The 21,753-nt window shown below is 73.6% G+C and carries 18 protein-coding genes; 8 read left to right on the top strand and 10 right to left on the bottom strand.

Annotation, left to right across the window (positions count from 1 at the left end; all coding sequences use genetic code 11):
* Positions 1-854: 854 nt before the first annotated feature.
* The 10 genes from AB0I42_RS11265 to AB0I42_RS11220 form a co-directional block, all read right to left on the bottom strand.
* Positions 855-2,294 (bottom strand): hypothetical protein, encoded by a 1,440-nt coding sequence (locus AB0I42_RS11265; RefSeq protein WP_357536322.1) that lies wholly within the window; start codon positions 2,292-2,294, stop codon positions 855-857.
* Between the two features lie 76 nt (positions 2,295-2,370).
* Positions 2,371-2,559 carry a hypothetical protein gene (locus AB0I42_RS11260; RefSeq protein WP_357536320.1) on the bottom strand — a complete coding sequence of 63 codons (189 nt, stop codon included), beginning with the start codon at positions 2,557-2,559 and terminating at the stop codon, positions 2,371-2,373.
* A gap of 66 nt (positions 2,560-2,625) precedes the next feature.
* Positions 2,626-3,774, bottom strand: coding sequence for a glycosyltransferase family 4 protein (locus AB0I42_RS11255; protein WP_357536318.1), 1,149 nt, complete (start codon positions 3,772-3,774; stop codon positions 2,626-2,628).
* 24 nt (positions 3,775-3,798) lie between these two features.
* Positions 3,799-4,935, bottom strand: coding sequence for an endonuclease/exonuclease/phosphatase family protein (locus tag AB0I42_RS11250; RefSeq protein ID WP_357536316.1), 1,137 nt, complete (start codon positions 4,933-4,935; stop codon positions 3,799-3,801).
* Between the two features lie 36 nt (positions 4,936-4,971).
* Positions 4,972-6,294, bottom strand: coding sequence for an aminotransferase class III-fold pyridoxal phosphate-dependent enzyme (locus AB0I42_RS11245; RefSeq protein WP_357536446.1), 1,323 nt, complete (start codon positions 6,292-6,294; stop codon positions 4,972-4,974).
* The gene (locus AB0I42_RS11240) at positions 6,227-7,399 is read right to left on the bottom strand and encodes a lysylphosphatidylglycerol synthase domain-containing protein (RefSeq protein ID WP_357536314.1); all 1,173 of its coding nucleotides are present in this window, start codon (positions 7,397-7,399) and stop codon (positions 6,227-6,229) included. Before AB0I42_RS11240 ends, AB0I42_RS11245 begins: the two co-directional genes overlap by 68 nt.
* Positions 7,396-8,445: a glycosyltransferase gene (locus tag AB0I42_RS11235; protein WP_357536444.1), complete on the bottom strand. Its 1,050-nt coding sequence runs from the start codon at positions 8,443-8,445 to the stop codon at positions 7,396-7,398. Before AB0I42_RS11235 ends, AB0I42_RS11240 begins: the two co-directional genes overlap by 4 nt.
* Before the next feature lie 26 nt (positions 8,446-8,471).
* The gene (locus tag AB0I42_RS11230) at positions 8,472-9,476 is read right to left on the bottom strand and encodes a glycosyltransferase (RefSeq protein WP_357536312.1); all 1,005 of its coding nucleotides are present in this window, start codon (positions 9,474-9,476) and stop codon (positions 8,472-8,474) included.
* Positions 9,477-10,802, bottom strand: a complete 1,326-nt coding sequence (locus tag AB0I42_RS11225) for a glycosyltransferase 87 family protein (RefSeq protein ID WP_357536310.1) — start codon at positions 10,800-10,802, stop codon at positions 9,477-9,479.
* Positions 10,799-11,797 (bottom strand): glycosyltransferase family A protein, encoded by a 999-nt coding sequence (locus tag AB0I42_RS11220; protein ID WP_357536308.1) that lies wholly within the window; start codon positions 11,795-11,797, stop codon positions 10,799-10,801. The genes AB0I42_RS11225 and AB0I42_RS11220 overlap by 4 nt, the downstream gene beginning before the upstream one ends.
* A 1,030-nt stretch (positions 11,798-12,827) precedes the next feature.
* On the opposite strand from AB0I42_RS11220, the gene AB0I42_RS11215 reads away from it, so the two are divergent.
* From AB0I42_RS11215 to AB0I42_RS11180, 8 genes are read left to right on the top strand one after another with little or no spacing between them, the layout of a single operon-like run.
* Entirely contained in the window at positions 12,828-14,039 is a 1,212-nt protein-coding gene (locus AB0I42_RS11215; RefSeq protein ID WP_357536306.1) for an aspartate aminotransferase family protein, read from the top strand.
* Positions 14,036-14,962 (top strand): inositol monophosphatase family protein, encoded by a 927-nt coding sequence (locus AB0I42_RS11210; RefSeq protein ID WP_357536304.1) that lies wholly within the window; start codon positions 14,036-14,038, stop codon positions 14,960-14,962. The genes AB0I42_RS11215 and AB0I42_RS11210 overlap by 4 nt, the downstream gene beginning before the upstream one ends.
* Positions 14,959-15,987 carry an alcohol dehydrogenase catalytic domain-containing protein gene (locus tag AB0I42_RS11205; RefSeq protein WP_357536302.1) on the top strand — a complete coding sequence of 343 codons (1,029 nt, stop codon included), beginning with the start codon at positions 14,959-14,961 and terminating at the stop codon, positions 15,985-15,987. The genes AB0I42_RS11210 and AB0I42_RS11205 overlap by 4 nt, the downstream gene beginning before the upstream one ends.
* Complete coding sequence (locus AB0I42_RS11200; RefSeq protein WP_357536300.1) at positions 15,984-17,894, top strand: beta-galactosidase; 1,911 nt, start codon at positions 15,984-15,986, stop codon at positions 17,892-17,894. Before AB0I42_RS11205 ends, AB0I42_RS11200 begins: the two co-directional genes overlap by 4 nt.
* Positions 17,891-18,814 (top strand): ScbA/BarX family gamma-butyrolactone biosynthesis protein, encoded by a 924-nt coding sequence (locus tag AB0I42_RS11195; RefSeq protein WP_357536299.1) that lies wholly within the window; start codon positions 17,891-17,893, stop codon positions 18,812-18,814. The genes AB0I42_RS11200 and AB0I42_RS11195 overlap by 4 nt, the downstream gene beginning before the upstream one ends.
* Positions 18,807-20,150 (top strand): amidase, encoded by a 1,344-nt coding sequence (locus AB0I42_RS11190; RefSeq protein WP_357536298.1) that lies wholly within the window; start codon positions 18,807-18,809, stop codon positions 20,148-20,150. The genes AB0I42_RS11195 and AB0I42_RS11190 overlap by 8 nt, the downstream gene beginning before the upstream one ends.
* The gene (locus AB0I42_RS11185) at positions 20,147-21,352 is read left to right on the top strand and encodes a cytochrome P450 (protein ID WP_357536296.1); all 1,206 of its coding nucleotides are present in this window, start codon (positions 20,147-20,149) and stop codon (positions 21,350-21,352) included. The genes AB0I42_RS11190 and AB0I42_RS11185 overlap by 4 nt, the downstream gene beginning before the upstream one ends.
* Positions 21,349-21,726: a nuclear transport factor 2 family protein gene (locus AB0I42_RS11180; RefSeq protein ID WP_357536294.1), complete on the top strand. Its 378-nt coding sequence runs from the start codon at positions 21,349-21,351 to the stop codon at positions 21,724-21,726. The genes AB0I42_RS11185 and AB0I42_RS11180 overlap by 4 nt, the downstream gene beginning before the upstream one ends.
* The last annotated feature ends 27 nt before the right edge of the window (positions 21,727-21,753 follow it).

Raw genomic sequence — 21,753 nt, 5'->3', positions numbered from 1 at the left:
CGGCAGGGCCGAGCAGCGGAGACCAGACGGCAGGAGCGGACAGGCGGCAGACCGGACAGGCGGCAGGGCCGGACCGCCGGCAGGGCCGAGCAGCGGAGACCAGACGGCAGGAGCGGACAGGCGGCAGACCGGACAGGCGGCAGGGCCGGACCGCCGGCAGGGCCGAGCAGCGGGGACCAGACGGCAGGGCCGGACGGGCGGCAGGGCCGAGCAGGGGCGAGCAGCGGGGGGGCGGGCGGAACGGCGGGCGGCAGGGCGGCCGTGATGCGGTGTGCCCATGTCGGGTTCTGGCCTGCCCCACCGAGGGCACCCCGACCGCCGCGACGATCGGCTCACGACCTGAGCACGGGAAGGGTTAACCGGCTGGGATAACCCCTCCCGCGCTCAGGTCGTCAACGGGATCTCCAACGCCTGGGCGATATGTGCCGAACGTCGGCGGCGGGTCACGGGTTACGCCGTTGATCTGAGCGTGAGAGACGTTATCGAGCGTGAATAAGGTCCCTCACGCTCAGATCAACAAGGAAGGCCACCGACGCTTCCGGCAGGAACCGCCCCGCCCCCGGCTCGGCCACACATCGCCGCCCCACCACGCGCCCCACCACGCCCTGCACGCCAGTGGCCCTCGCTGTGCCGACCGGACAGCCCGCTGCCGCACCGTGCCGCACCGCACAGCGCCGCGCCGCCGCCGCCGCTGCCGCGCCGCACAGCGCCGCGCCGCCGCCGCTGCCGCGCCGCACCGCGCGTCATGCCGCAGCCGCGCCGTACAGCGCCGCGCCATGCCGCTGCCGCTGCCGCACCGCGCGCCATGCCGCTGGCGCGCAGCGCCGCGCGTCAGGCCGCTACCGGCCCGTTGGTCAGGCGCCGGCGATGCGGGGCGTGATCAAACGGACTTCGACCGGGGCGCCCGGCCGCCCGCCGGACCGCGACGCGTACTCCGGGACGCCGACGCACGTGAAGAGCAGGCCGGCGAGGTCGTCCGGGCCGCCGAGCAGGGCCGGGATCTCCGAGTCGAGGAACGTCATGCCGGAGGCGCCGGCCCCGAGGGCGTACGCCGCCAGGTGCAGTCGTCCCTCGACCAGTCCGGCCGCGAACTGGGCGTCACGGTAGCCACGGTCGTCGAGTGTGGACAGTGGCGTCGCGGCGATGACGACGAACGCGGCGTCGGCGGCGAGGCTCTGGTCGAGGCAGACCCGCTCCAGCTCGTCGCGCAGGTCGCCGGCCCGCAGCGGGGTCGACAGGTCGGGCCACCGGTAGAGCCCCGGCTCCACGCCGTCCACGCCGTGCACGGCCACCCAGTGCGGGATGTCCACCCCGCGCAGCGCCGCTGTCATCGACCACTCCAGCACGGCCCGTGGCAGGGTCCGGGAGCGGTCCATGAGCCGCTGCGAGCCGCGTCGGAGCACGACCTCGTCGAGGGAGTCGGACGGCGGATGGTCGGGCAGCGCGGCGGCCGGTGGCCACGGCTCGCCCAGCACGTCCCGCTCCCCCGCCTGCTGGGCGGTGGTGACCAGCGGGAACTCGACCGGCGGCAGGGTGCCCGTCGCGGCCGGCCCGCCGGGGCCGGTCGCCGGTTCGCCGTCGCCGAACGTCAGCAGCGCCAGTGGGTGTTCGTGCACCCCGTCGGCGCCGACGAGGCGGCGCAGTGCCGCGTCCGGGAAGAGCGTGCGCAGCCGGGGGGCGAGGCCGGCGCTGTCGGCCGCCGCCGACAGCTGCGACAGCAGGGTGCCGGCGTCCCAGTACATGTGCCGGAAGCCGCGTTCGGCGTAGCGCCAGCCGGTCCGCCAGGGCACGCCGGTCACGACCAGGGTCGTGGCCGTGCCGGTCGCCGCCGGGCCGATCTGGACCAGGGCGTGCGCGGCCGCGTCGTACCAGTGGACGCCGTCGGGCACGCCGGCGACGCCGTGGGTGCTCGCGTAGACCTCCAGCGGGAAGCGGGCGCCCGCCGATCCGGCGGCCCGGAAGTAGACCCGGCGCCCGTCGCGTTCCATGCTGCGGACGACGCCCGCGCCGAGGAACAGCACCCGGCCGAGCTGGGCCGCGTCGAGCGGGCGCGCCGGTCCTTCCCGCCCGGCGAGGACCGCGGTCGCGGGCACGCCGGGTTCGGGCAGGTCGCGCGGCAGGGTGACGACCGGCAACCCCTCCGGGTACGTCTTCATCTGCGGCGGGCGCGTGTCGGCGTCGTTGGGCACGAGGTCGTGCCGGACCCGTGGGTCGTCCACCGGCTCGTCCCACTCGCGGTCTGGCACGTACGACGTCAGCCGGTGCAGGAGCCCGGCGCCGGAGTCTTGATCCACGCAGGCATCCTGCCAGGCCCCGACTCCGGACGCCGCCTGTTTAACCTCCGCCGCCCGGCCAGGCCGGCCGGGCCGGTCAGGACTTGTCGTCGGCCACCTTGCCGCCGGGGCCGTACGGCGACCGCTGCCCCTTGGGTACGGGACGTTTCGCGGTCTTGTCGTGTGTGCCGCCGGGCGCCTCCGTCGGGTGGGGCTCCTGGGTCCGTTGCCGGGTGGTCGCCGTGTCGCCGCTGCGGCGCATCTCCGGCTGCTGGATGTTCGCCATGGCGTCTCCCCTCTCGCTCCCCTCGGCGTACCCGTGGGGCGCCGGCCCATGCCCGCCGAGGCCGGGTCACCGCACCCGGCGGGCGGCCCGGTCCCGGACGAGGTTGAACACCTCCTCGTGCGCGTCGAGGCTCCGTTCGGCGGCGAAGAGCTTGCGCGCCTCGCGGGCCTTGACCTCCCGCCGGTCGGCCGGGATGGCGGCGAGGTCCAGGATCGCCCGGCGCAGCGCCTCCGGGTCACGTGGCGGGATCAGGGTGCCGAACTGGGTCGCGAGGACCGGATACCGCCCACCGGGCAGGTCGGAGGTCACCGACGGTACGCCGCACATCATCGCCTCGGCCTGTGCGATACCGAACGATTCCGCCATCGACGGCAGGGCGAACACGTCGATGGAGGCGTAGAAGTCGTCGATCTCCTGCCCGCGCAGTTCGCCGAGCACCTCGATACGGCTGTCGGCGCCGATCTCCGCCCGGATGTCGCCGAGGTTGTCGCCGCCCATCACGGTCTTGTAGTTGCCGCCGATCAGCAGCCGGGCGTCGGGGTCGGCGATCTGCCGGAAGGCCCGTACGAGGTAGACGATCCCCTTGTCCTCGACGATGCGGCCGAGGAAGCCGACGTGCAGCCCGCCGGTACGGCGGTAGCGGGGCCGGCCGCCCCGACGGTCGAGGCAGGGCGCGGGGATGGGGCGGAACTCCTTGTTCCGTACCAGGGGCCAGAACTTCGACGCGTGGGCCTGGTCGTCGCTGTTGGTGATGACCGCCGCGGAGCGGCGCAGCGCCGACCGGGAGGTGACGTCGGAGGCGCCGACCGCGATCCGGTTGAGCAGGCCGGGCGGCAGGTAGAGGTCGATGTGCAGCATGCTCACGATCGGGGTCGGGTGGGCGAGCCTGGCCAGCAGCGAGGCTTCGGCCATCGGCAGGTTGAGGTAGAGCAGCGAGGAGCGGCGCGCGATCCGGGCCGCCTCGACCGGGTAGGCGGGGCTGATCTGGGCCCGGGTGATCTGGCCGAGCACCGGCGACCGGTAGACGTCGACGCCGCCCAGGGTCTCCCGGCGGGGCGCCGAGCGGTCGTGCTGGCTGGTGACGACCGCGACCCGCCAGCCGCGGGCGGCCATCCCCTCGGCCACCACCCGGGCGGTGTGGGTCACGCCGGAGATGTACGGCGTGTAGTAGGTGAGGGCGACGGTGAGGTCGTATTGCGGTTCGGGGTTCGTCATCGACTCGGGTCCTTTCTGGACGGTTTACGGCGACACGACGGCGAGTTGCCCGCTGTGGTCCGACAGGCCGCCCGGCGGCACCATCCGGTATTCGTGCACGTCGACGTCGCCGCTGGTGAAGAGCCAGTCGAGGCGCCACAGCGGCAGGCCGTAGCGGGCCCACGAGGTCGGATAGAGCGAGTCCAGCGCGGCGGTGGCGTCGACCAGCCGGTCGGGCAGCGTACGCAGCAGCCGCATCGCCGGTGAGGTGTTGAGGTCGCCGGCGAACACGATCGGGTGCGGATTGTCGGCGACGTCGGCGGCCAGGGCCCGGTAGTTGGCCTGCCGCAGGTCGTGGCGGGCCAGCCCGTCGTCGGCGGTGTCCGGGGAGCGGGCCGGCAGCCCGACGACCGGCACGTGCAGGTGCGAGTTGTAGAAGGAGACCACCCGGCCGTCGACAAGCAGGTCGGTGCGCAGTGTCTTGACCGTGTGGTACGCCGGCATCAGTGAGCCGGCCGGCGGCAGGTCGGGCCATTCGTGGTCCAGCCAGGGGCGTACGTCGAGGGGACGCTCCAGGGTGATCGGGAACCGGGAGATGGTCAGCAGTTCACCGGCGACCGCGACGTGGAAGCCGGGGAACTCCCGGCGCAGCCGGTCGACGTCGGCCACCGGGACCGGGTCCCACTCCGGGGTGAAGTAGAGGAACTCGTGCAGCAGGTAGACGTCGGCCGCCTGCGCGTGCAGGAAGCGGTAGAGCCGGTCGGGGTCGTGGATCGGCTCGCCGCTCGGTCCGGTCTCCAGCAGTTGGTCCCAGTACCAGGTGTTCCAGGCGAAGACGGTCACCGCGTCCGGCGGGGCCGGGGCCGGCCGGTGCCACAGTGCGGCGGGGTTGACGCCGGCGACCGGCCAGCCGACCGCCAGCGCCGTGGCGAGCAGCGTCGCGCACACCGCCCTGGCCGGCCGGGCCAGCGGCACCAGGGCGGCCAGCGCCAACGGCACGGCGAGGAACAGCAGCGGCGGGAGCAGGTCCGGCAGGTTCCACCACCAGGCCCGGCCGGACAGCAGCCGGTGGGCGGCGACGAACGCCAGCCACCCACCGGCCGCGCCGAGCGCGATCAGCGCGCCGGGGCGCGGTCGTCGCCGCCGGGCCGGTGCGGGTGCGACGTCACCGACCGCGGTCACCGGGTGCTCCGGTCACCGCGGTGCGGCGGGTCGCGGCTACCACGCGGACCCCACCTTCTCCCGTACGAATCCGGTCAGCAGCCGGCGCAGCCCCAGCGCGAGCGTGGCGTCGAGCGCGTCGAGGAAGTGCTCCAGGTCGGCCGGCTCGATCATCAGGGTCGGGGCGACCATGAGCGGGTTCTCGACATTGGGGCTGTAGTACGTCATGATCTTGTGTTCGCGGTAGAGGTGCGCGATCACCGACAGGGTGATCAGCTTGGTGCCGAACCGTGGGTCGCGGTTGAAGCCGGGCACCAGCTTGCCGGCCAGGTCGAGCAACTTCGGGCCGCTGTTGAGGAACACGCCGAACAGGGATCCGACGCCGGCGACGCGGTCGACCGCGTCCGGGTGGGACTTGCGAATCCGCTCCAGCCCGGGCCCGAGGATCGCCTCGATCTGCCGGGCCCGGCCCGGGAAGTCGTCCTCCACGACCACGTTGACCGCCTCGATCGCGGTCACGGTCTCCTCACCGAAGCCGTAGTACGTGGTGCTGTGCAGGATCACGTCGGCGAGCCGGTCGTACGCCTTGCGGAACAGCCGCTCGCGGGCGGTGTAGCCGGAGATCGACGCCTTGCCGCCGCCGAGCGACTTGGAGTAGGCGAGGATGTCCGGCAGCAGGCCGTCGTAGCGCATGAAGTAGAACAGGCTGCCGGTCTTGCCCCACCCGGTGTAGACCTCGTCGAAGATCAGCACGATGTCCTCGTCGGTGCAGAGCTGCCGCAGTTCGCGCAGTGCCGACTCCGACCAGGAACGCATGCTCGACGCGCTGTACGGCTCCACCATCAGCGCGTACACGTCGCAGCCGCCGTCCGGCCGGCGGGTGTCCTCGATCGCGGCGCGCACCGCGTCGACGTCGCCGTACGGGTAGACGACCGCGTTCGGCAGCCCCGGGAACCGGAAGTGGTTCTCCGCCGAGCCGGTCAGGCTGCCCGCCCCGAGCGTCTTGCCGTGGAAGCTGATGTCGGCGCGCAGGATCGTGTTACGGCGCCCGTCGTGGTACTTGTACGCCATCTTGATGGCGCCCTCGTTGGCCTCGGCGCCGGAGTTCGGGAAGTAGGAGACGGACAGGTCGCCGGGCAGCAGTTCGGCCACGTTGTGGCTCAGCGCCGCCAGGTATGGGGAGAAGAACGCCTTGTGCACCTCCATCCGCCGCTGCTCCGCGAACCGGGTCCGGGCCGCGAGGATGCGCGGATGGTTGTGGCCGTGGTTGAGCACCCCGACCCCGCCGGACATGTCCAGCACCCGGCTGCCGTCACGCATGTGGACCCAGGGGCCCTCGGCCTTCTCCACCAGTTCCCGGCCGAACCCGAACGTCGTCATCAGCGACACCTGCGACCGGCTGACGTAGCGGCGGTAGAGGTCGTGCACCTCCTTCGCCGTCAGCTGCTCGCACTCCTCGATCCCGATCAACCTGCCCATGGCCGCTCATCTCCCTTGCCAACGCCGCATCCGATGCGGACGACCTCCGATGGACGATCTCCACGACGCCCAGCGCCGCGCCGCCGAGCACCACCTCGCCGACGGTGGTCACCAGCCGGCTCGCCACGGCCACCACCACCGCCGCCGGCACCGGCAGCACCAGCGCCAGCGCCCCGGTCAGCACCGTCTCGCGCACCCCGAGCCCGTCGGGTACGACGACGGCCAGCACACCGACGACGGTCGCCAGCCCGAACGCGCCGACGCACAGCGGCAGCGACGGGCCGGGCGCGGCCCCCATCGCGACCGCCAGGATCCACAGGTGCACGCCGCTGACCAGCCACGACAGGGTCTGCCAGCCGACCGCGACGCGGACCGCCCGGTCGGACACCGACCGGGCCGGCTCGGGCCGGCGGAGCAGTCGCAGCACCAGGTGGGCGGCCCGGCCGAGCAGCCCGGGCCAGCCCACCGCGACCACGACCGGCAGCGCCGCCAGCGCCAGCCAGGCGGCCCGGTCGCCGAGCACCTGTACGCCGGCGAGCAGGCCGACGGTCAGCCCGGTCAGGTGCACCAGGAGGGTGCTGAGCGTCCCCGCCACCAGCATCCGGGGCAGGGTGATCCCGTTGGACGTGGCCACCTTGACGGCGGCGACGATGCCCGGCACCTTGCCGGGCACGTACTTGGCGAGGAAGCCGACGAAGAAGACGCGCATGACCCGGGTCAGGCCGAGCGGCGGGCCGAGTTCGAGCAGGACCGCCCGCCACGACAGCATCCCCAGCAGCGGGCCGACCGTGGCGGCCAGCAGGGCGGCGGCCAGCAGCAGGGCGATCCCGGCGGCGTCGTGCCGCTCGCCGAGGACGGCGACGACCGACCAGTCCTGGCCGGCCAGGGCCCGTACGACGGCGGCCACCACGACGAGCGTGAACACCACCACCACGACCCGCCACAGTGGACGCCACCAGCGCGGCGCGGGGCGGCGGACCACGTCGGCCAGCGCACCGAGGTTCATCGCACCTCCGTCCCGGCCGGCCGCGGCCGGCGCCGGTGCGCGCGCTCGCGCAGCAGGACCCAGCCGGCCCGGGGCAGCCCGGCGACCAGGCCGGCGACCAGGGCCGCGTACGACAGCGCGTGCAGCCCGGCGGCGAACACGGCGAAGCCCGGCCCGCGCAGTTCGTGGGTGAGCCGGAGGAACCGGCGGTTGGCCGCGACGAACACCGCACCCAGCACCGGCCAGGTCAGCGCCAGCCAGGGCACGACCACCGCCAGCGGTACGGTCGCCAGCGCCAGCGCCGACGTGAGCAGCGAGATCTGGGCCGCCCACTCCAGGTGCCGGAAGCGGTCGGTCGACATCATGCCGACCCGGGCGCCGGTGCCGGCCGCACCGGCCCGCTGCCGCCGCCACGTCCGCACCATGAGCAGGGGCTTCGCGCTGGCGCGGACGAACTGCTCGGCCAGCAGCGGCGCCAGCCGGTCGACGTCGTCGTGCCGGGTCAGCACCCGGTCGGTGGCCACCAGCCGGTAGCGGTCGGGCAGCCGGGTGCCGAACTCGTCGTCCTCGCCGCTGCGCAGCCGCTCGTCGAAGCCGCCGGTCTCCTCGAAGACGGCGCGCGGGATCAGGGTGGCGGCGAAGAGGGCGCCGGTGTCCCGCCCGACGCTGCGCCGGCGCCAGAAATGCTCGAACGCCACCCGGTACGCCTCCACCGGACCGTCATCGAACAACGGACGCGCGTCATAGATCCCCTGCACCATCCCCACCCCCGACGACCCCACCAACAGCCGCACCGCATTCCCCACCGCATCCGGCGCCAACGCCGTATCCGAATCCACAAAGAACAACAACGGCGCCGAACTCGCCGCCACCCCCGCATTCCGCGCCGCCGCCGGACCCGAATTCACCGGCAACTCCACCACCCGACACGGAAACCCCGCCGCGATCTCCCGCGAACCATCCGTACTCCGGTCATCCACCACCACCACCTCGACCGGCACATACGACTGCCCGAACACCGACTCCAAACACGCCCGCAGCGTCTTCTCCTTGTTGAAATTCGGCACGATCACCGCAACCCCGCCGGCCCCGCTCACCGCGCCCGCCCCCGTGCCACGACGTACGCGACCCGCAGCACGCCGACTCCGGTGCCGACGACGGCCAGGGCGTAGAGCAGCATGTGCATCCCGGTCGCGTACGCGGCGAACGCGGCGCCCCGGAACCGGTAGGTGAAGCGCAGGAACCGGTGGCTGGTCGCCGCCGACCCGATCAACAGGCCGAGCCACAGCGGCAGCAGCCACGGCAGGAAGAAGACGAACGGCAGGGTCAGCAGGCTGAGCCCGGACAGGACGAGCCCGGTCGGCGAGAACGCGTTCACCCGCATGCCGGTGCCGGCGTTGCGCCGCCGGCCGGCGCGGAGCATGACCAGCGGGGTCTGGGTCGCGAAGCCGAACTGCTCCCGGACGAACGGCAGGAACCGGTCGACGTCGTCGTGCCGGGTGACGACGGTGTCGGTGACGACGAGGTGGTAGCGGTCGGGCAGCCGGGTGCCGAACTCGGTGTCCTCACCGGTGCGCAGCCGCTCGTCGAAGCCGCCGGTCTCCTCGAACACCGTACGCGGGATCAGGCTGGCCGCGAACAGCGTCGCCGCCCGCCGCCGCCCGACGCTGCGTTTGCGCCAGAAATGCTCGAACGCCACCCGGTACGCCTCCACCGGACCGTCATCGAACAACGGACGCGCGTCATAGATCCCCTGCACCATCCCCACCCCCGACGACCCCACCAACAGCCGCACCGCATTCCCCACCGCATCCGGCGCCAACGCCGTATCCGAATCCACAAAGAACAACAACGGCGCCGAACTCGCCGCCACCCCCGCATTCCGCGCCGCCGCCGGACCCGAATTCACCGGCAACTCCACCACCCGACACGGAAACCCCGCCGCGATCTCCCGCGAACCATCCGTACTCCGGTCATCCACCACCACCACCTCGACCGGCACATACGACTGCCCGAACACCGACTCCAAACACGCCCGCAGCGTCTTCTCCTTGTTGAAATTCGGCACGATCACCGCGACCCCGTCCGCCGGTGCCATCTACGGCCTCCCCTCGACGGTCACGCGGTCCGGCGCCGGAGAACGTGCCGGGCGGGGTGCCGGACCGGCCGCCGGGCCGGTCCGGCGCAGCCGGACCGCGGCCAGGACCAGCAGCGCCGCCCCGAGCAGGGTGTAGAGCAGTTCGACCGGCCTCACCCAGGTCTGTTCCGGCAGCGGCACCCAGCCGACGACGTGGGCGATCCACCAGGGCAGCGGCAGGGCGAAGACCAGCCACAGGCCGCCGACCAGCACCGGACGCCCGGGACGGGCGGCCAGCAGGACGGGTATCTCACGCCCGGAACGGGCGGCCAGCAGGACGGGTATCTCACGCCCGGGACGGGCGGCCAGCAGGGCGAGCAACGGCACGCACCAGACCCAGTGGGCGTACCAGGTGACCGGCGAGACGAGCAGGCCGGTGACGGCGCAGGCCAGGATTCCGGTCAGCTCCTCGTGGCGCCGGCTCGCCCACACGGCGACGGCCAGGCCGGCGACGCCCGCCAGCACACTCACCGGCAGCCACACCGGATGCCACGATTCCGGCAGGAGGTTCAGCGTGGCCCCGCGCAGCGAACTGCCGTACGCCTCCTCGTCGGGCGGCCGGGTGCGCGAGCCGTCGACGAAGGCGCCGCCCCAGAAGGTGGCCGAGGCGGACGGCAGGAGCAGGAACCCGACCACGACGGTGGCGGCGAACGTCGCCAGCGCGGTCACCGCGGCCCTGATCCGGCCGGTCAGCAGCAGGTAGGCGACGAAGATCAGCGGGGTCAGCTTGAGCCCGGCGGCGACGCCGATCAGGATCCCCTGGTGGCGCCCCCGGATCCGGAGCAGGTCGACCAGCACCAGCGCCAGCAGCAGGATGTTGACGTTGCCGAGCAGCAGGGTTCCGGCGATCGGCGACAGCGGCAGCACGGCCAGGGTGCCGGCCGCGAAGAGCACCAGCCGCCGCCGGCCGTCGCCGGGCGCCAGGTGTCCGGCCAGGAGCCACACCACGGCCGGTACGACCAGTGCCGACAGCGCCGTCCAGGCCCAGTAGCCGACCGAGGGGCCGACGGTTGCCAGGGGCAGCAGCGTCAGTACGGCGAACGGTGGGTAGACGAAGCCGTACCCGTCCCGGCTGACCTCGTACGGCGATCCGCCGCCCAGGACCGTGGCGGCGGCGTCCCGGTAGACCGCGAGGTCGCCCCCGGGCGCCCAGGCGCTTCCGGTCCGTGCGGCGACCCACTGCACGGCGGCGATCGCCGCGACCGTCACGGCGACGGTCAGCAGGAGCACGCCGGCCACGGTGGCGGCCGTACGGCGGTCGGGGCCGGTGTGCGGGGCAACGGTCACCGGGGCACCCCGACGGACGGGGCGGCCCGCCGGGCGGCCGGGCGGACGATCCGCTCGACGGTCCCGATCGCCGCGCCGGCCGCGGACGTGAGCTGGTAGAGCAGGTGGACGGCGGCGAATCGCAGGCCGAACCGGACGCCACGGTCGGACATCACCCGCCGGTAGGTGCCGCCCTCGAGTGCGACGGCCAGCGCGAGGAGCAGCAGCGGCGCCGCGAGCCCGGCGGCGCCGACGACCAGCGGCAGGGGCAGGGTGAGGGCGGCGGCGAGGATCAGGCCGCTGGCCAGCACCCGGGAGGCGGCGCCGCCGAGGACCTCGCCGGGCCGCACCTCGTAGGCGCTGGCCCGGGCCCGCAGGAACACCTTCGGCAGCAGGACCCGCAGCGTCGTGTCGTGGTCGTGTACGCCGGCGATGGCGGCGGTGCTGCGTACGTCGTAGCGCTGCCTGATCCGGTAGCCGTACTCCGGTGCCTCGGTGTGCCGCAGGTCGGGGTTGAACGGCCCCAGCTCGCGGAAGACGTCGGCGCGCATCGCGCACAGGGCGGTGTGCAGCCCTTCCATCGGGCCCTCCCGGGCCAGCCACCAGTGGTACATCTGCAACGCCCGGTATTCGGCGATGAGGTTGTGCGACAGCAGCGACTCCGGGCGGAGCACGCCGCAGATGGCGCCGAGCCCGGGCGCCGACGACAGCTCCGCGACCGCGGCGGCGACGCTGCCCGGTTCGAGCGCGACGTCGGCGTCGAGGAAGAACAGGATCTCGCCCTGCGCGTGCTCGGCGCCCAGGTTGCGGGCGGCGCCGGGCCCGCTGTTCGTGGTCAGGCGCAGGACGGTGGCACCGGCGGACGCGGCGATCATCGCGGAGCCGTCGTCACTCGCGTCGTCGACCACGATGATCTCGATGGCCGGGTGGGTCTGCCGGAGCACCGAATCGACGCACAGCGCGACCGTGCGGGCCCGGTTGTAGCAGGGGATGACGACGGAGACCAGCGGGTCCACTGTGCCTCTCCTTCTCGCGTCGGGTCGGGCCGGGGCCGGCACAGACCGGTGCCGCGTCGATTGGGCCGGGTCGCGTGTCGCCGGAACCTTTGCGGCGAAATTCCGAGTTTCGGCTTTGTTTGCTCATGTTCATATGAACGGAAGTCTGAATTGTCGACCATCAAGATCCATCAAGCGATGGCCGCCTATATTCTGCGTACGGGTGGTCACCCCGTCAAGGACTTCACAAAGAGCATTCAAGGCTTGACATCTGCTTGATACAGGTCAATATGTCGCATTGGATGGGGAGAAGCGGTTCGAGAGGTTTCGGCCACCGTGCGCCGTTGTGTCACCCCATCTCTCCACCACGAGGACGGGCTGGCCCGACCGGACCGCGCCCGACGCGAGCCGGCCCCACCTGCGACGACCGGACGCCGATCCGCCCCCGGGACCGTGGCGCCCGAGCCCGGCCCGGCCCGGCAGCGGGCCGGACACCGGGGCCGACCGACCCGCCGCACATGACCTCCGACACTCCGACCGTCGTCCCACACCGGACCCGGAATTGGGAACCTGTTGACACGACCGGTAATGGGAGAAACCGACCCGGCGAAATCCCGGGATAGTCACGACCGTCGCACGTAGACGGATTCGGCACGGCGGGCGCACCCGCCCCGGCACCGGGCCCGGGAAATCCTCGGGACACCTTCCGCCCACCGGCCCCGCCAGCTCGGACCCGCGGCCGTCGGTGCCCGCACCGCCGCCGGCACCCCGCCCTCCCCGGCCGGCGGCACACCGACGGACTCCGCGGCCGCCCGGCGCCGGCCCGCCGTATCCACACCGGACCAGAGACGAATGGAATGCTTCCCGCTGGCGGAATTCCGCGCACCCTTTCGGCGCCCCACGGAACAACCAGATGATTCATTGACATCACTGTTATCCGTACCCATGCTTGGTGGGCATTGCCGCCACGGGCGGTTTTGGAATACCGAATCGAGGTGGAATGGATACGTCAATACGTGACGCGTTCTATTACCCGGTCAGCGACACCAGAATGGTTCGCGGAGAGGGAATCTATCTGTACGACGAGGACGGGCGGGCGTACATCGACTGCGCTTCCGGAACGTTCAACCTCAGCCTGGGCTACTCGCATCCGGCGGTAATCGAGGCGATCCGGCAGCAGTCCGCGAACCTCATCCACACGACCTCGACGTTCCAGGTGGACCCGGTCAGCCGCACCGTACGGCGGCTGGTCGAGGAGTCGCCGCCCAACCTGGTGCAGGTCCACCTCAAGGTCGGCGGCGGTTCGGAGGCGAACGAGGGCGCGGTCAAGATGGCCCAACGGGCGACCGGACGGCGGGAGGTCGTCACGCTTTTCCGCAGCCACCACGGGCAGACGATGATGATGACGTCGATGTCGGGGAACGCATTCCGCAAGGCCCCGTTCCCGATCCTCTATCCGGGCTCGGTGCAGGTTCCCGATCCGTACTGCTTCCGCTGTTTCTACGGGCAGCGGCGGGAGAGCTGCGCGCTGATGTGCGTGGACCGGATCGACGACTTCCTCGAGTACGCCAGCGGCGGCCAGGTCGCCGCCGTCATCGTCGAACCCATCTCCGGCAACGGCGGCAACGTGGTGGCGCCGGACGGCTATCTGCCGCGATTGCGGGAGTTCTGCGACCGGCACGACATCGTGCTCATCTTCGACGAGATCCAGACCGGGATCGGCCGTACCGGGCGGATGTTCGCGGCGCAGCACTTCGGCGTCGAGCCGGACGCGATCACCGTCGGCAAGGGGCTCGGCGGCAGCGGCGCCCAGATCGCCGGCATCCTGACCAGCGAGCGGCTGGCCGGGCTGCCCGCACACCACCACTCGTTCACCTACGGCGCCAACGCGCTGGCCGCCGCGGCCGCCGCCGTGACGCTGGACATCGTGGCGCGACCGGAGTTCCTGGCCAACGTACGCGCCACCGGCGACCACATCATGGCCCGGCTGCGGGACCTCCAGCGGCGGTACCGCGCGATCGGTGACGTACGCGGCGTCGGCCTCATGATCGGCGTGGAGCTGGTGCTGCCCGGCAACGCGCCGGCGGTGGCGCTGACCGGCGAGCTGGCCGAGCGGGGGATGCGGCACGGGCTGGTCCTGCGCACCTCCCGGTACGGCCACGGCAACGTGCTGAAGATCCGCCCGCCGCTCATCCTCACCCTCGACGAGGCGGACCTGATCTGCGACCGCCTCGACGCCCTGCTGCGCGAGGTCGCCACATGAGGGCGCTGCTCACCGGCACCGCACGGGCGGTGCGCGACGCGCTCGCCGGGATCGTTCCGGCCGGCGGGCGGGCGGTCCTCGGCGACGCGCCGGGCGGCGACGCCCAGTTCGACATCGACAAGGTCGCCGAGCGGGCGGTGTGGGAATACGTGTGCCGGCACGCGCACGTCCCGGTCGCGCTGCACACCGAGGACGAGGGAACCCGGACCACCGGCTCCGGCCCCCGCTACGTCCTCGTCGTCGACCCGATCGACGGCACCCGGCCGGCGTCGGCCGGGCTGGAGATGGGCACCGTCTCGATCGCGGCGGCACCGATCGGCGACGGCCGGCCGACGCTGCGCGACGTGACCGCCGCCCACGTGCTGGAGCTGAAGACCGGTGCGTGGCTGTACGCCGACGACACCACCGGGGTCGAGGCGGCCGGCTACCCGTGGCCGGTGCCCCGGCTCAGCCCGAACACCGACCTGACCCGGATGTTCTGGTCGCTGGAGTTCAACGGGCACCCGATGCGCCTGATGTGCGAGGCGTACGAGCACCTGGTGGACGCGTCGGCGAACACCGGCGGGGTGTTCGTGTTCAACAGCGCCTCGTACTCGATCACCCGGATCGTCACCGGCCAGCTCGACGCGTTCGTCGACGTCGGCAACCGGATCCTGCGCGACCACCCGGGCACCGAGGCCGCGTTCCGCCGGGCCGGCCGGGGCAACATCCTGCACCTCTTCCCGTACGACATCGCCGCCGCCGTCTACCTGGCCCGGCGAGCCGGGGTCACGGTGACCGACGGCTACGGCGCCCCGCTGGACGACATGCCGCTGTTCGCCATCGACCCGGCCGGTCAGCGGTCGTGCGTCGCGGCGGCCAACCCGGCGCTGCACCGCGCCCTGCTCGACAACATCCGCTGGCATTCCGGAGGATTCGCGTGAAGGCCCTCGTCCTGCAACCGGACCGCACCCTGCGGCTGGTCCACCGTCCACGGCCGCGGGTCACCGCCCCCGACGACGTCGTCGTACGCGTCGTGCAGACCGGCTTCTGCGGCACCGACCGCGGGGTGCTGCTGGGGAAGTTCCCGGCCGTGCCCGGTGTGGTCATGGGACACGAGGCGGTCGGCGAGGTCGTCGAGGTCGGTGCCGGCGTGACCACGCTCGCGCCCGGCGACCGGGTGGTGGCGAACCCGACTCTCTACTGTGGCCTGTGCCGGTGGTGCCGGCGCGGCGCCCTGAACTTCTGCCTGCACAAGGCCGGCAACGAGATCGGCATCGACCGCGACGGTGCCTTCGCCGAACACCTGCGGCTGGAGGAGCGGTTCCTCCACCGGCTGCCGGACGGCATGTCCTACGACCGCGCCGTACTGGTCGAACCGCTCGCCTGCGTCATGAACAACCTGGCGGCGGGCCGGCTGCGGACCGGTGACGACGTCGTCGTCCTCGGCGGCGGGCCGATCGGCGTCCTGGTCGCCCTGCTCGCCGACCACGCCGGCGCCCGGGCCCGGCTCGCCGAACCCGACCCCTACCGCCGGGCCGCCGCGCGGACCTACTTCGCCGGCATCCCCGGCAGCGCGGTCACCGTCACCGAACCCGACCTGGTCGCCGCCCGGTCGGCGGCCCTCGTCGTCGACACCGTCGGCCCGCTGCTCGAGCGGGCCTGCGAGATCGCCGACGACGCCGGCCGGATCGTCGTCATGGGCTTCCACGAGCGGGCGGCCGCCACCCTGCGCCCCCTCGACCTGCTAAGGCGCGGGCTGAGCGTCATCGGGGCCGGCGACTACAACAGCCACATCTTCGTCCGCGCCGTCGAACTGGCCCGGGACCTGCCGCTGGAGGGGCTCGTCAGCCACCACGTACGGCTGGACGACTTCGCCGACGCGCTCGACACCCTCGGCATCGCCCCGGGCACGGCCGCGCAGTACAGCGGCATGAAGGTCGTCATCACCACCGGCGGTGGCCGATGAGCCCCCGACCGGTCGTCTACGGCGAGTACCCGTACTACCGCGCCGACCCCGACCGCTGGGGGCCGAACCTGGCGGCGCTGGCCGACGCCGGCATCGACGTCGTCACCTGCTACCTGCCGTGGCGCTTCCACGAGGTCGCCCCGCGCCGGTACGACTTCACCGGCGCCCGCGAACCGCAGCGGGACCTGCTGCGGCTGATCGCCCTCGCGCAGAGCGCCGGCCTGGGCGTGCTGCTCAAGCCGGGGCCGTTCATCCACGCCGAGGTGCAGTTGGGCGGCCTGCCCGACCGGGTCAGCCCCGCCGCCGACCCGGCGTACACCGCCGTCCTCGACGTGACCGGCCGGCCGGTCACGTCGCAGGGGCTGCCGCTGCCGAGCCTGTCCTGCCCCCGGTTCCGGGCCGAGGTCCGGCACTGGCTGGCCGCGGTCGACCGGCAGGTCCTGGCGCGTACGCTCGCCCCGCACGGGCCGGTCGTCGCCGTCCAGATCGGCAACGAGGGCATCTACAGCGACGCGAACCGGCCGGCGACCGCGCACGACTTCGCGGCCCCCGTGCTCGCCGCCTTCGCGCAGCGGCTGCGGGCCGCCGGCTCCGCGCTCGCCGCCACGGTACGCGACACCCGGCCCGCCGACTGGCCACCGCCGCTGCGGGCGGCCTGGGCCTGGTACGGCGGCGAACTGCTGCGCGAGCGGTACCTCGACCTCGCCGCCGACCTGTCCCCGGAAACCCGCCGGGTGGCGACGGTCAACCTGCCCCTGCCGGCGCTGGACGGCCCGGCCGGCGGCGCCGCGGCGTGGCTGCTGCGTACCGCCCGGCTGGACGAGACCGGCCTGCGCGAGGGCTACACCGCCTGGGTCGGCAACCCGGCGAGGTCCCGGGCCGCGTTCGCGTCGCACTGGTTCGGCGTACGGACCCGCCGGTCCAGCAACGTCGAGGACAACTGGGGATTCACCTGGACCGACCCCGCCTTCGCCCGCCCCGGCAACGCGCTGTTCCAGTCGCTGCTGGCACTGGCGCTCGGCTCGCGCAGCTGCAGCGTCTACACCGCCTGCGCCACCGGGCACTGGGGTCCGCTGATCGACCTCGCCCCCGACGGCGTACGCGCCGACGGCCTGGACCCGCTGGACTACGCGCCGCCGTACTGCCCGGGTGCCCCGCTGCGCGAGGACGGCACCGCCGGCGCCAACCTGCACGCCCTGCACGCGCTGCGCGACCTGGTCCGCGCCCCGCACGCCGGACTGGCCGGCGCCCGGTTCGCCGCCGACGCCGTCCTGCTGGTCCCCGAGGCCGTCGCCCGCGCCGAGGCGTGGCCCGGCGACGGCGTCCCGGCCGCGCCCGCGCTGCGGACCGTGGCCGGGCTCGCCGTCGACCTGATGGAGCGGCACCAGTTCCAGCTCGACGTGGTCACCGAGACGAACGCGGCCGACGCCGCTGCCGGTGTGCCCTGGCTCGTACCGGTCGGGCCGGCCGGCCCGGACCCGAGGCTGGCGGAACTGATCCGCGACCACCGCGCCGCCGGCCACCCGGTGGTGCTGCTCGCCGGGGCGGCCGGCGGCCCGCCCGGCCCGCTGCCGGTGTTCCGGCCGGACGCGCCGGACCGCACGCCGCTGCTGCGGCTGCTCCCGCCGCCCCGGCACGCCCACCCCGACACCGACCCGGCCGTGGCGTTCGTCCACGTCGACGCCGCCGGGCAGCCGCTGGCCATGTTCGTGTTCAACCTCGGCCCGCGGCCGGTCACCGTCCGCCGCACGCTGCGCGGCGCCGCCGTCGCCGTCGAGGTGCCGCCGCACGGCGCGGTCTGCCTGCGGCACACCGGCACCGGTTTCACCCCGGCCGCGGTCAGCGCCGACCTGGACCCGGTCACCACCGCATCCGGCCCGACCACCACCCTGGAGGAGACAGCATGACCACCGGCATCACGTTCGACCAGACCGTGCCCCGCGCCCTGGTCGACCGGGGCGACACCACGACCGTACTGATCACCAGCTGGACCAGGACCGCGACGACGGTGACCGCCGGCGCGGTCTGGCCCCGCCTCGGCGGCTACTACAGCCTGCTCGACCCGGCCCGGCACGACCCGCTGCTGGTCCTGGAGACCCTCCGGCAGGGCTCGCTGCTGCTCGCCCACGTCCTCGACGACGTACCGCTGGCCACCATGCAGATCATGCGCTCGGTGCACTACACCGCCGAGCCGGACGGGCTCACGATCACCGACGAGCCGACCGAACTCGTCGTCACCGTCGAGTGCGACCACGAGGAACCCGACGGCCACACGATCATGCAGACGCAGGTGTCGTGCCGGATGTACCGCGACGGCCGCCTGGTCGGCAGCGGCGGCGGACAGGCGGTCGTGCCGCCCGCCGACCGCTACCTCAAGGTCCGTGGCCGCGACCCGCTGGAGGTCGTGGTCGCCGACGTCGTCCCCGGCCCGGCCGTCGCGGCGCGCACCGTCGGCCGGGCCCTCGAACGCGACGTCGTCCTCTCCCCCGGTGACGTCGTCCTCTCCCCCGGCGAGGAGGCCCCCGACGGCACGGCCTACCGGCTGCGGATCGACCCGGGGCACGCCAACTTCTTCGACAACCCCACCGACCACACCCCGGGCATGCTGCTGACCGAGGCGATGCGGCAGGCGGTCGTCGCCGAGTCCGGCGACCCGTACTTCACCCCGATGTCGATGTCGGCCCGGTTCCTCCGGTTCGTCGAACTCGACCACCCGGCGGACGTACTCGTCCGGCGCGTCCCGGCCGGCTTCCGGACCGAGGTGCACCAGTTCGGTCGCCGGGCCGCCCACGCGAAGTGGCCGCTTCCCGGTGGCGGCAATGGATGATCTGCTGCGCCTGAGCGCCGTACGGGTCGTCGAGGCGCTCCGCGACCGGCAGGTGAGCCCGCTCGAACTGCTCGACGCGGTCGAGGTCCGCCTCGCCGAGGCCGAACCGGTCGTCAACGCCCTCACCACCGCCTGCCTGGCCCGCGCCCGGGCCCGGGCGCACCGGCTCTGCGCGGACGCCGCCGAGGCCGGGCACCCGGCCTGGCTCGCCGGCCTGCCGGTGCTGGTGAAGGACGTCGTCGACGTCGCCGGGGTGCCGACGACGTACGGCTCCCCCGCCTACCGCGACAACGTGCCGACCCGCTGCGACCCGCTGGTGGAACGGATCGAGCGGCGCGGCGGGATCGTCGTCGGCAAGACCGCGCTGCCGGAGTTCTGCGCCGGCGCCGACACCGTCAACGAACTGTCCGGGCGTACCGCCAACCCGGTCGACGCCACTGTCTCCTGTGGAGCGTCGAGCGGCGGGGCGGCGGCCGCGGTCGCCGCCGGCGAGATCTGGTGCGGGCACGGCACCGACACCGCCGGCTCGATCCGGATACCGGCCGCCTTCTGCGGCGTCGTCGGCCTGCGCCCCACGCCCGGGCTCGTACCCGCCGGCACCACCGACCCGGTCGGGTTCGAGGTCCACGGCCCGCTGGCCCGCACCGCCGCCGACGCCGGGCTGCTGTTCGCGGCCATGGTCGCCGAACCCGTTCGGGCTCCCACCTGGTCCCGCGAACCACGGGTCGCGTTCAGTGCCGACCTCGGCGGCACCGTCCCCGTCGACCCCGAGGTACGGCGGCTGTGCACCCGCGCCGCCGAGCGGCTGCCCGACGCCGGCTACCGGGTCGAGCCGGACGCGCCGGGCGTCGACGGCGTACACGACGCGTGCCTGACCCTGCTGGCGCACCGGGCCGCGCTGCTGCACGGCGACCGGGTCGACCGGCACCGCACCGCCGTCGGCCCGGTGCTGCGGGCCGAGGTGGCCGCCGGCCGGGGCGTCAGCGCCGACCGCCTCGCCGCCGCCCGGCGGACCCGGGCCGGGTTCCGGCGGACGGCGGCGGCCTTCCTCGGCCGCTACGACATCCTCGCCATCCCCACGTTCGGCGTACCGCCGTGGCCGGTCCCCGACCGCCCGAGCCCGTACCCGGACCGGCCGCACCTGGACCGGGCCGCCGCGGTCTGGCCGCTCGCCACCCTCGCCCCGATGGCCGGCTGCCCGGCCGTCACGGTGCCGTGCGGCCGGACCGCCGCCGGCCATCCCGTCGGCCTGCAACTCGTCGGTGCCCCGGGCAGCGACCACCACCTGCTGCGGGCCGCCGCCGACGTGGAGGCCCTCACCGGAGCCGCCGCATGAACCGCTATCCCGCCGAGCGGTCCTGCCCGCTGCGGCCACCACCGGAGTACGCGCGGTGGCGCGAGGAGGCACCGGTCACCCCGGTCGTGCTCCCCGGCGGCCGCCCCGCCTGGCTCGTCACCCGCTACGACGACGTACGGCGCCTGCTGCGGCACCCCGCGCTCAGCTCCGACTCCACCCACCCCGGCTATCCGGCCTTCGGGTCGGCGGTCGAGGTGCCGCCGCTGAGCCGTTCGCTGATCGGGCTGGACGGCGCCGCGCACGAACGGCTCCGCCGCGTCCTCGGCGCCGAGTTCTCCGTCCCGGCCGTGGCGCGCATGCAACCGGAACTGGACCGCATCGTCGACCGGGCCGTCGACGGCCTGCTGGCCGGGCCGGTACCGGCCGACCTCGTCGAACGGTTCGCGCTGCCGGTCGCCTCGCGCACCATCTGCCACGTGATCGGCCTCGGCTACGAGTCGCACGAGGTCTTCGAACACAACACCCACGTGCTCACCGACGGCACCCGCTCGGCCGGGCAGAAGGCGGCGGCCAGCGCGGCGATCACCGCCCTGGTCGCCGACCTGGTCGGGGACCGGCGCCGCCGGGCCCGCGACGACCTCGCCAGCCGGCTCGTCACCACCGGCGGGCTCACCGACGAGGAGGTGGTGGACAACCTCGTGCTGCTGGTCGCCGCCGGCCACGACACCTCCGCGAACATGCTCGCGCTGAGCGCGTGGACCCTGCTGGACGATCCGGCGGCCGGCGCGGACTTCCTCGCCGCCGGCCCGCAGGGGCAGCAGAACGCGGTCGAGGAACTGCTGCGCTTCCACAGCATCATCCAGCTCGGGCTGGCCCGGGTCGCGACCGCCGACATCGAGGTCGGCGACCGGATCGTCCGGGCCGGCGAGGGCGTCGTCCTGGGCCTACCGGCCGCGAACGCCGACCCGCGGCGGTTCACCGAACCGGACACCCTCGACCTGGCCCGCGCCGACGCCCGCCGGCACCTGGCGTTCGGGTTCGGCCCGCACCAGTGCCTCGGGCACTACCTCGCCCGCACCACGCTGCGTACGGCCCTCGCCGGCCTCCTGGGCAGGCTGCCCGGCCTGCGTCTCGCCGACGAGGCGCGGGCGCCGCAGATCAAGGACTCAATGGACTTCCACGGCCTGCACCGGCTGCCGGTCCACTGGGAAACCCCCGTCGAAGGAAGGAACACCGCATGACCACGCCCGAACACAACAAGGAACTCGTCCGGCGCCTCTACGAGCAGTTCTTCGTCCACCGCGACCTCGACGCCGTCACCGAACTCATCCACGAGCGGTTCCGGCAGCACAGCCCCGACGCGCCGTCGGGCCGCGACGCCTACGTCGACCACCTGCGCGAGGCCGCCTTCGCCGGCGGCAGCTCCGACATCAAGCGGATCCTCGCCGACGGCGACCTGGTCGCCGTACACCACCACATGCGGCTGCGCGACGACGCCGGTCCCGGCCTGGCCGTCGTCGACCTGTGGCGGATCGAGGACGGGCGGCTGATCGAGCACTGGGACGTGGAACAGCCCGTACCGGAAACGGCCCGCGTCCCCAACGGAATGTTCTGACCGCACGGCACGGGCGGCGTGGCCGGC

This window comes from Polymorphospora sp. NPDC050346 (assembly GCF_040655695.1).
Lineage (GTDB): Bacteria > Actinomycetota > Actinomycetes > Mycobacteriales > Micromonosporaceae > Polymorphospora > Polymorphospora lycopeni.
Note: the sequence above shows the minus strand (reverse complement) of the source record. Positions and strands in the feature narration are given on the sequence as shown.

Excerpts from the sequence above, each read along its gene's own strand:
- AB0I42_RS11190 (WP_357536298.1), top strand. The coding sequence starts at position 18,807 with ATGGATGATCTGCTGCGCCTGAGCGCCGTACGGGTCGTCGAGGCGCTC.
- AB0I42_RS11240 (WP_357536314.1), bottom strand. The coding sequence starts at position 7,399 with ATGAACCTCGGTGCGCTGGCCGACGTGGTCCGCCGCCCCGCGCCGCGC.
- AB0I42_RS11200 (WP_357536300.1), top strand. The coding sequence starts at position 15,984 with ATGAGCCCCCGACCGGTCGTCTACGGCGAGTACCCGTACTACCGCGCC.
- AB0I42_RS11215 (WP_357536306.1), top strand. The coding sequence starts at position 12,828 with ATGGTTCGCGGAGAGGGAATCTATCTGTACGACGAGGACGGGCGGGCG.
- AB0I42_RS11185 (WP_357536296.1), top strand. The coding sequence starts at position 20,147 with ATGAACCGCTATCCCGCCGAGCGGTCCTGCCCGCTGCGGCCACCACCG.
- AB0I42_RS11230 (WP_357536312.1), bottom strand. The coding sequence starts at position 9,476 with ATGGCACCGGCGGACGGGGTCGCGGTGATCGTGCCGAATTTCAACAAG.
- AB0I42_RS11245 (WP_357536446.1), bottom strand. The coding sequence starts at position 6,294 with ATGACGACGTTCGGGTTCGGCCGGGAACTGGTGGAGAAGGCCGAGGGC.
- AB0I42_RS11260 (WP_357536320.1), bottom strand. The coding sequence starts at position 2,559 with ATGGCGAACATCCAGCAGCCGGAGATGCGCCGCAGCGGCGACACGGCG.
- AB0I42_RS11255 (WP_357536318.1), bottom strand. The coding sequence starts at position 3,774 with ATGACGAACCCCGAACCGCAATACGACCTCACCGTCGCCCTCACCTAC.
- AB0I42_RS11180 (WP_357536294.1), top strand. The coding sequence starts at position 21,349 with ATGACCACGCCCGAACACAACAAGGAACTCGTCCGGCGCCTCTACGAG.
- AB0I42_RS11210 (WP_357536304.1), top strand. The coding sequence starts at position 14,036 with ATGAGGGCGCTGCTCACCGGCACCGCACGGGCGGTGCGCGACGCGCTC.
- AB0I42_RS11195 (WP_357536299.1), top strand. The coding sequence starts at position 17,891 with ATGACCACCGGCATCACGTTCGACCAGACCGTGCCCCGCGCCCTGGTC.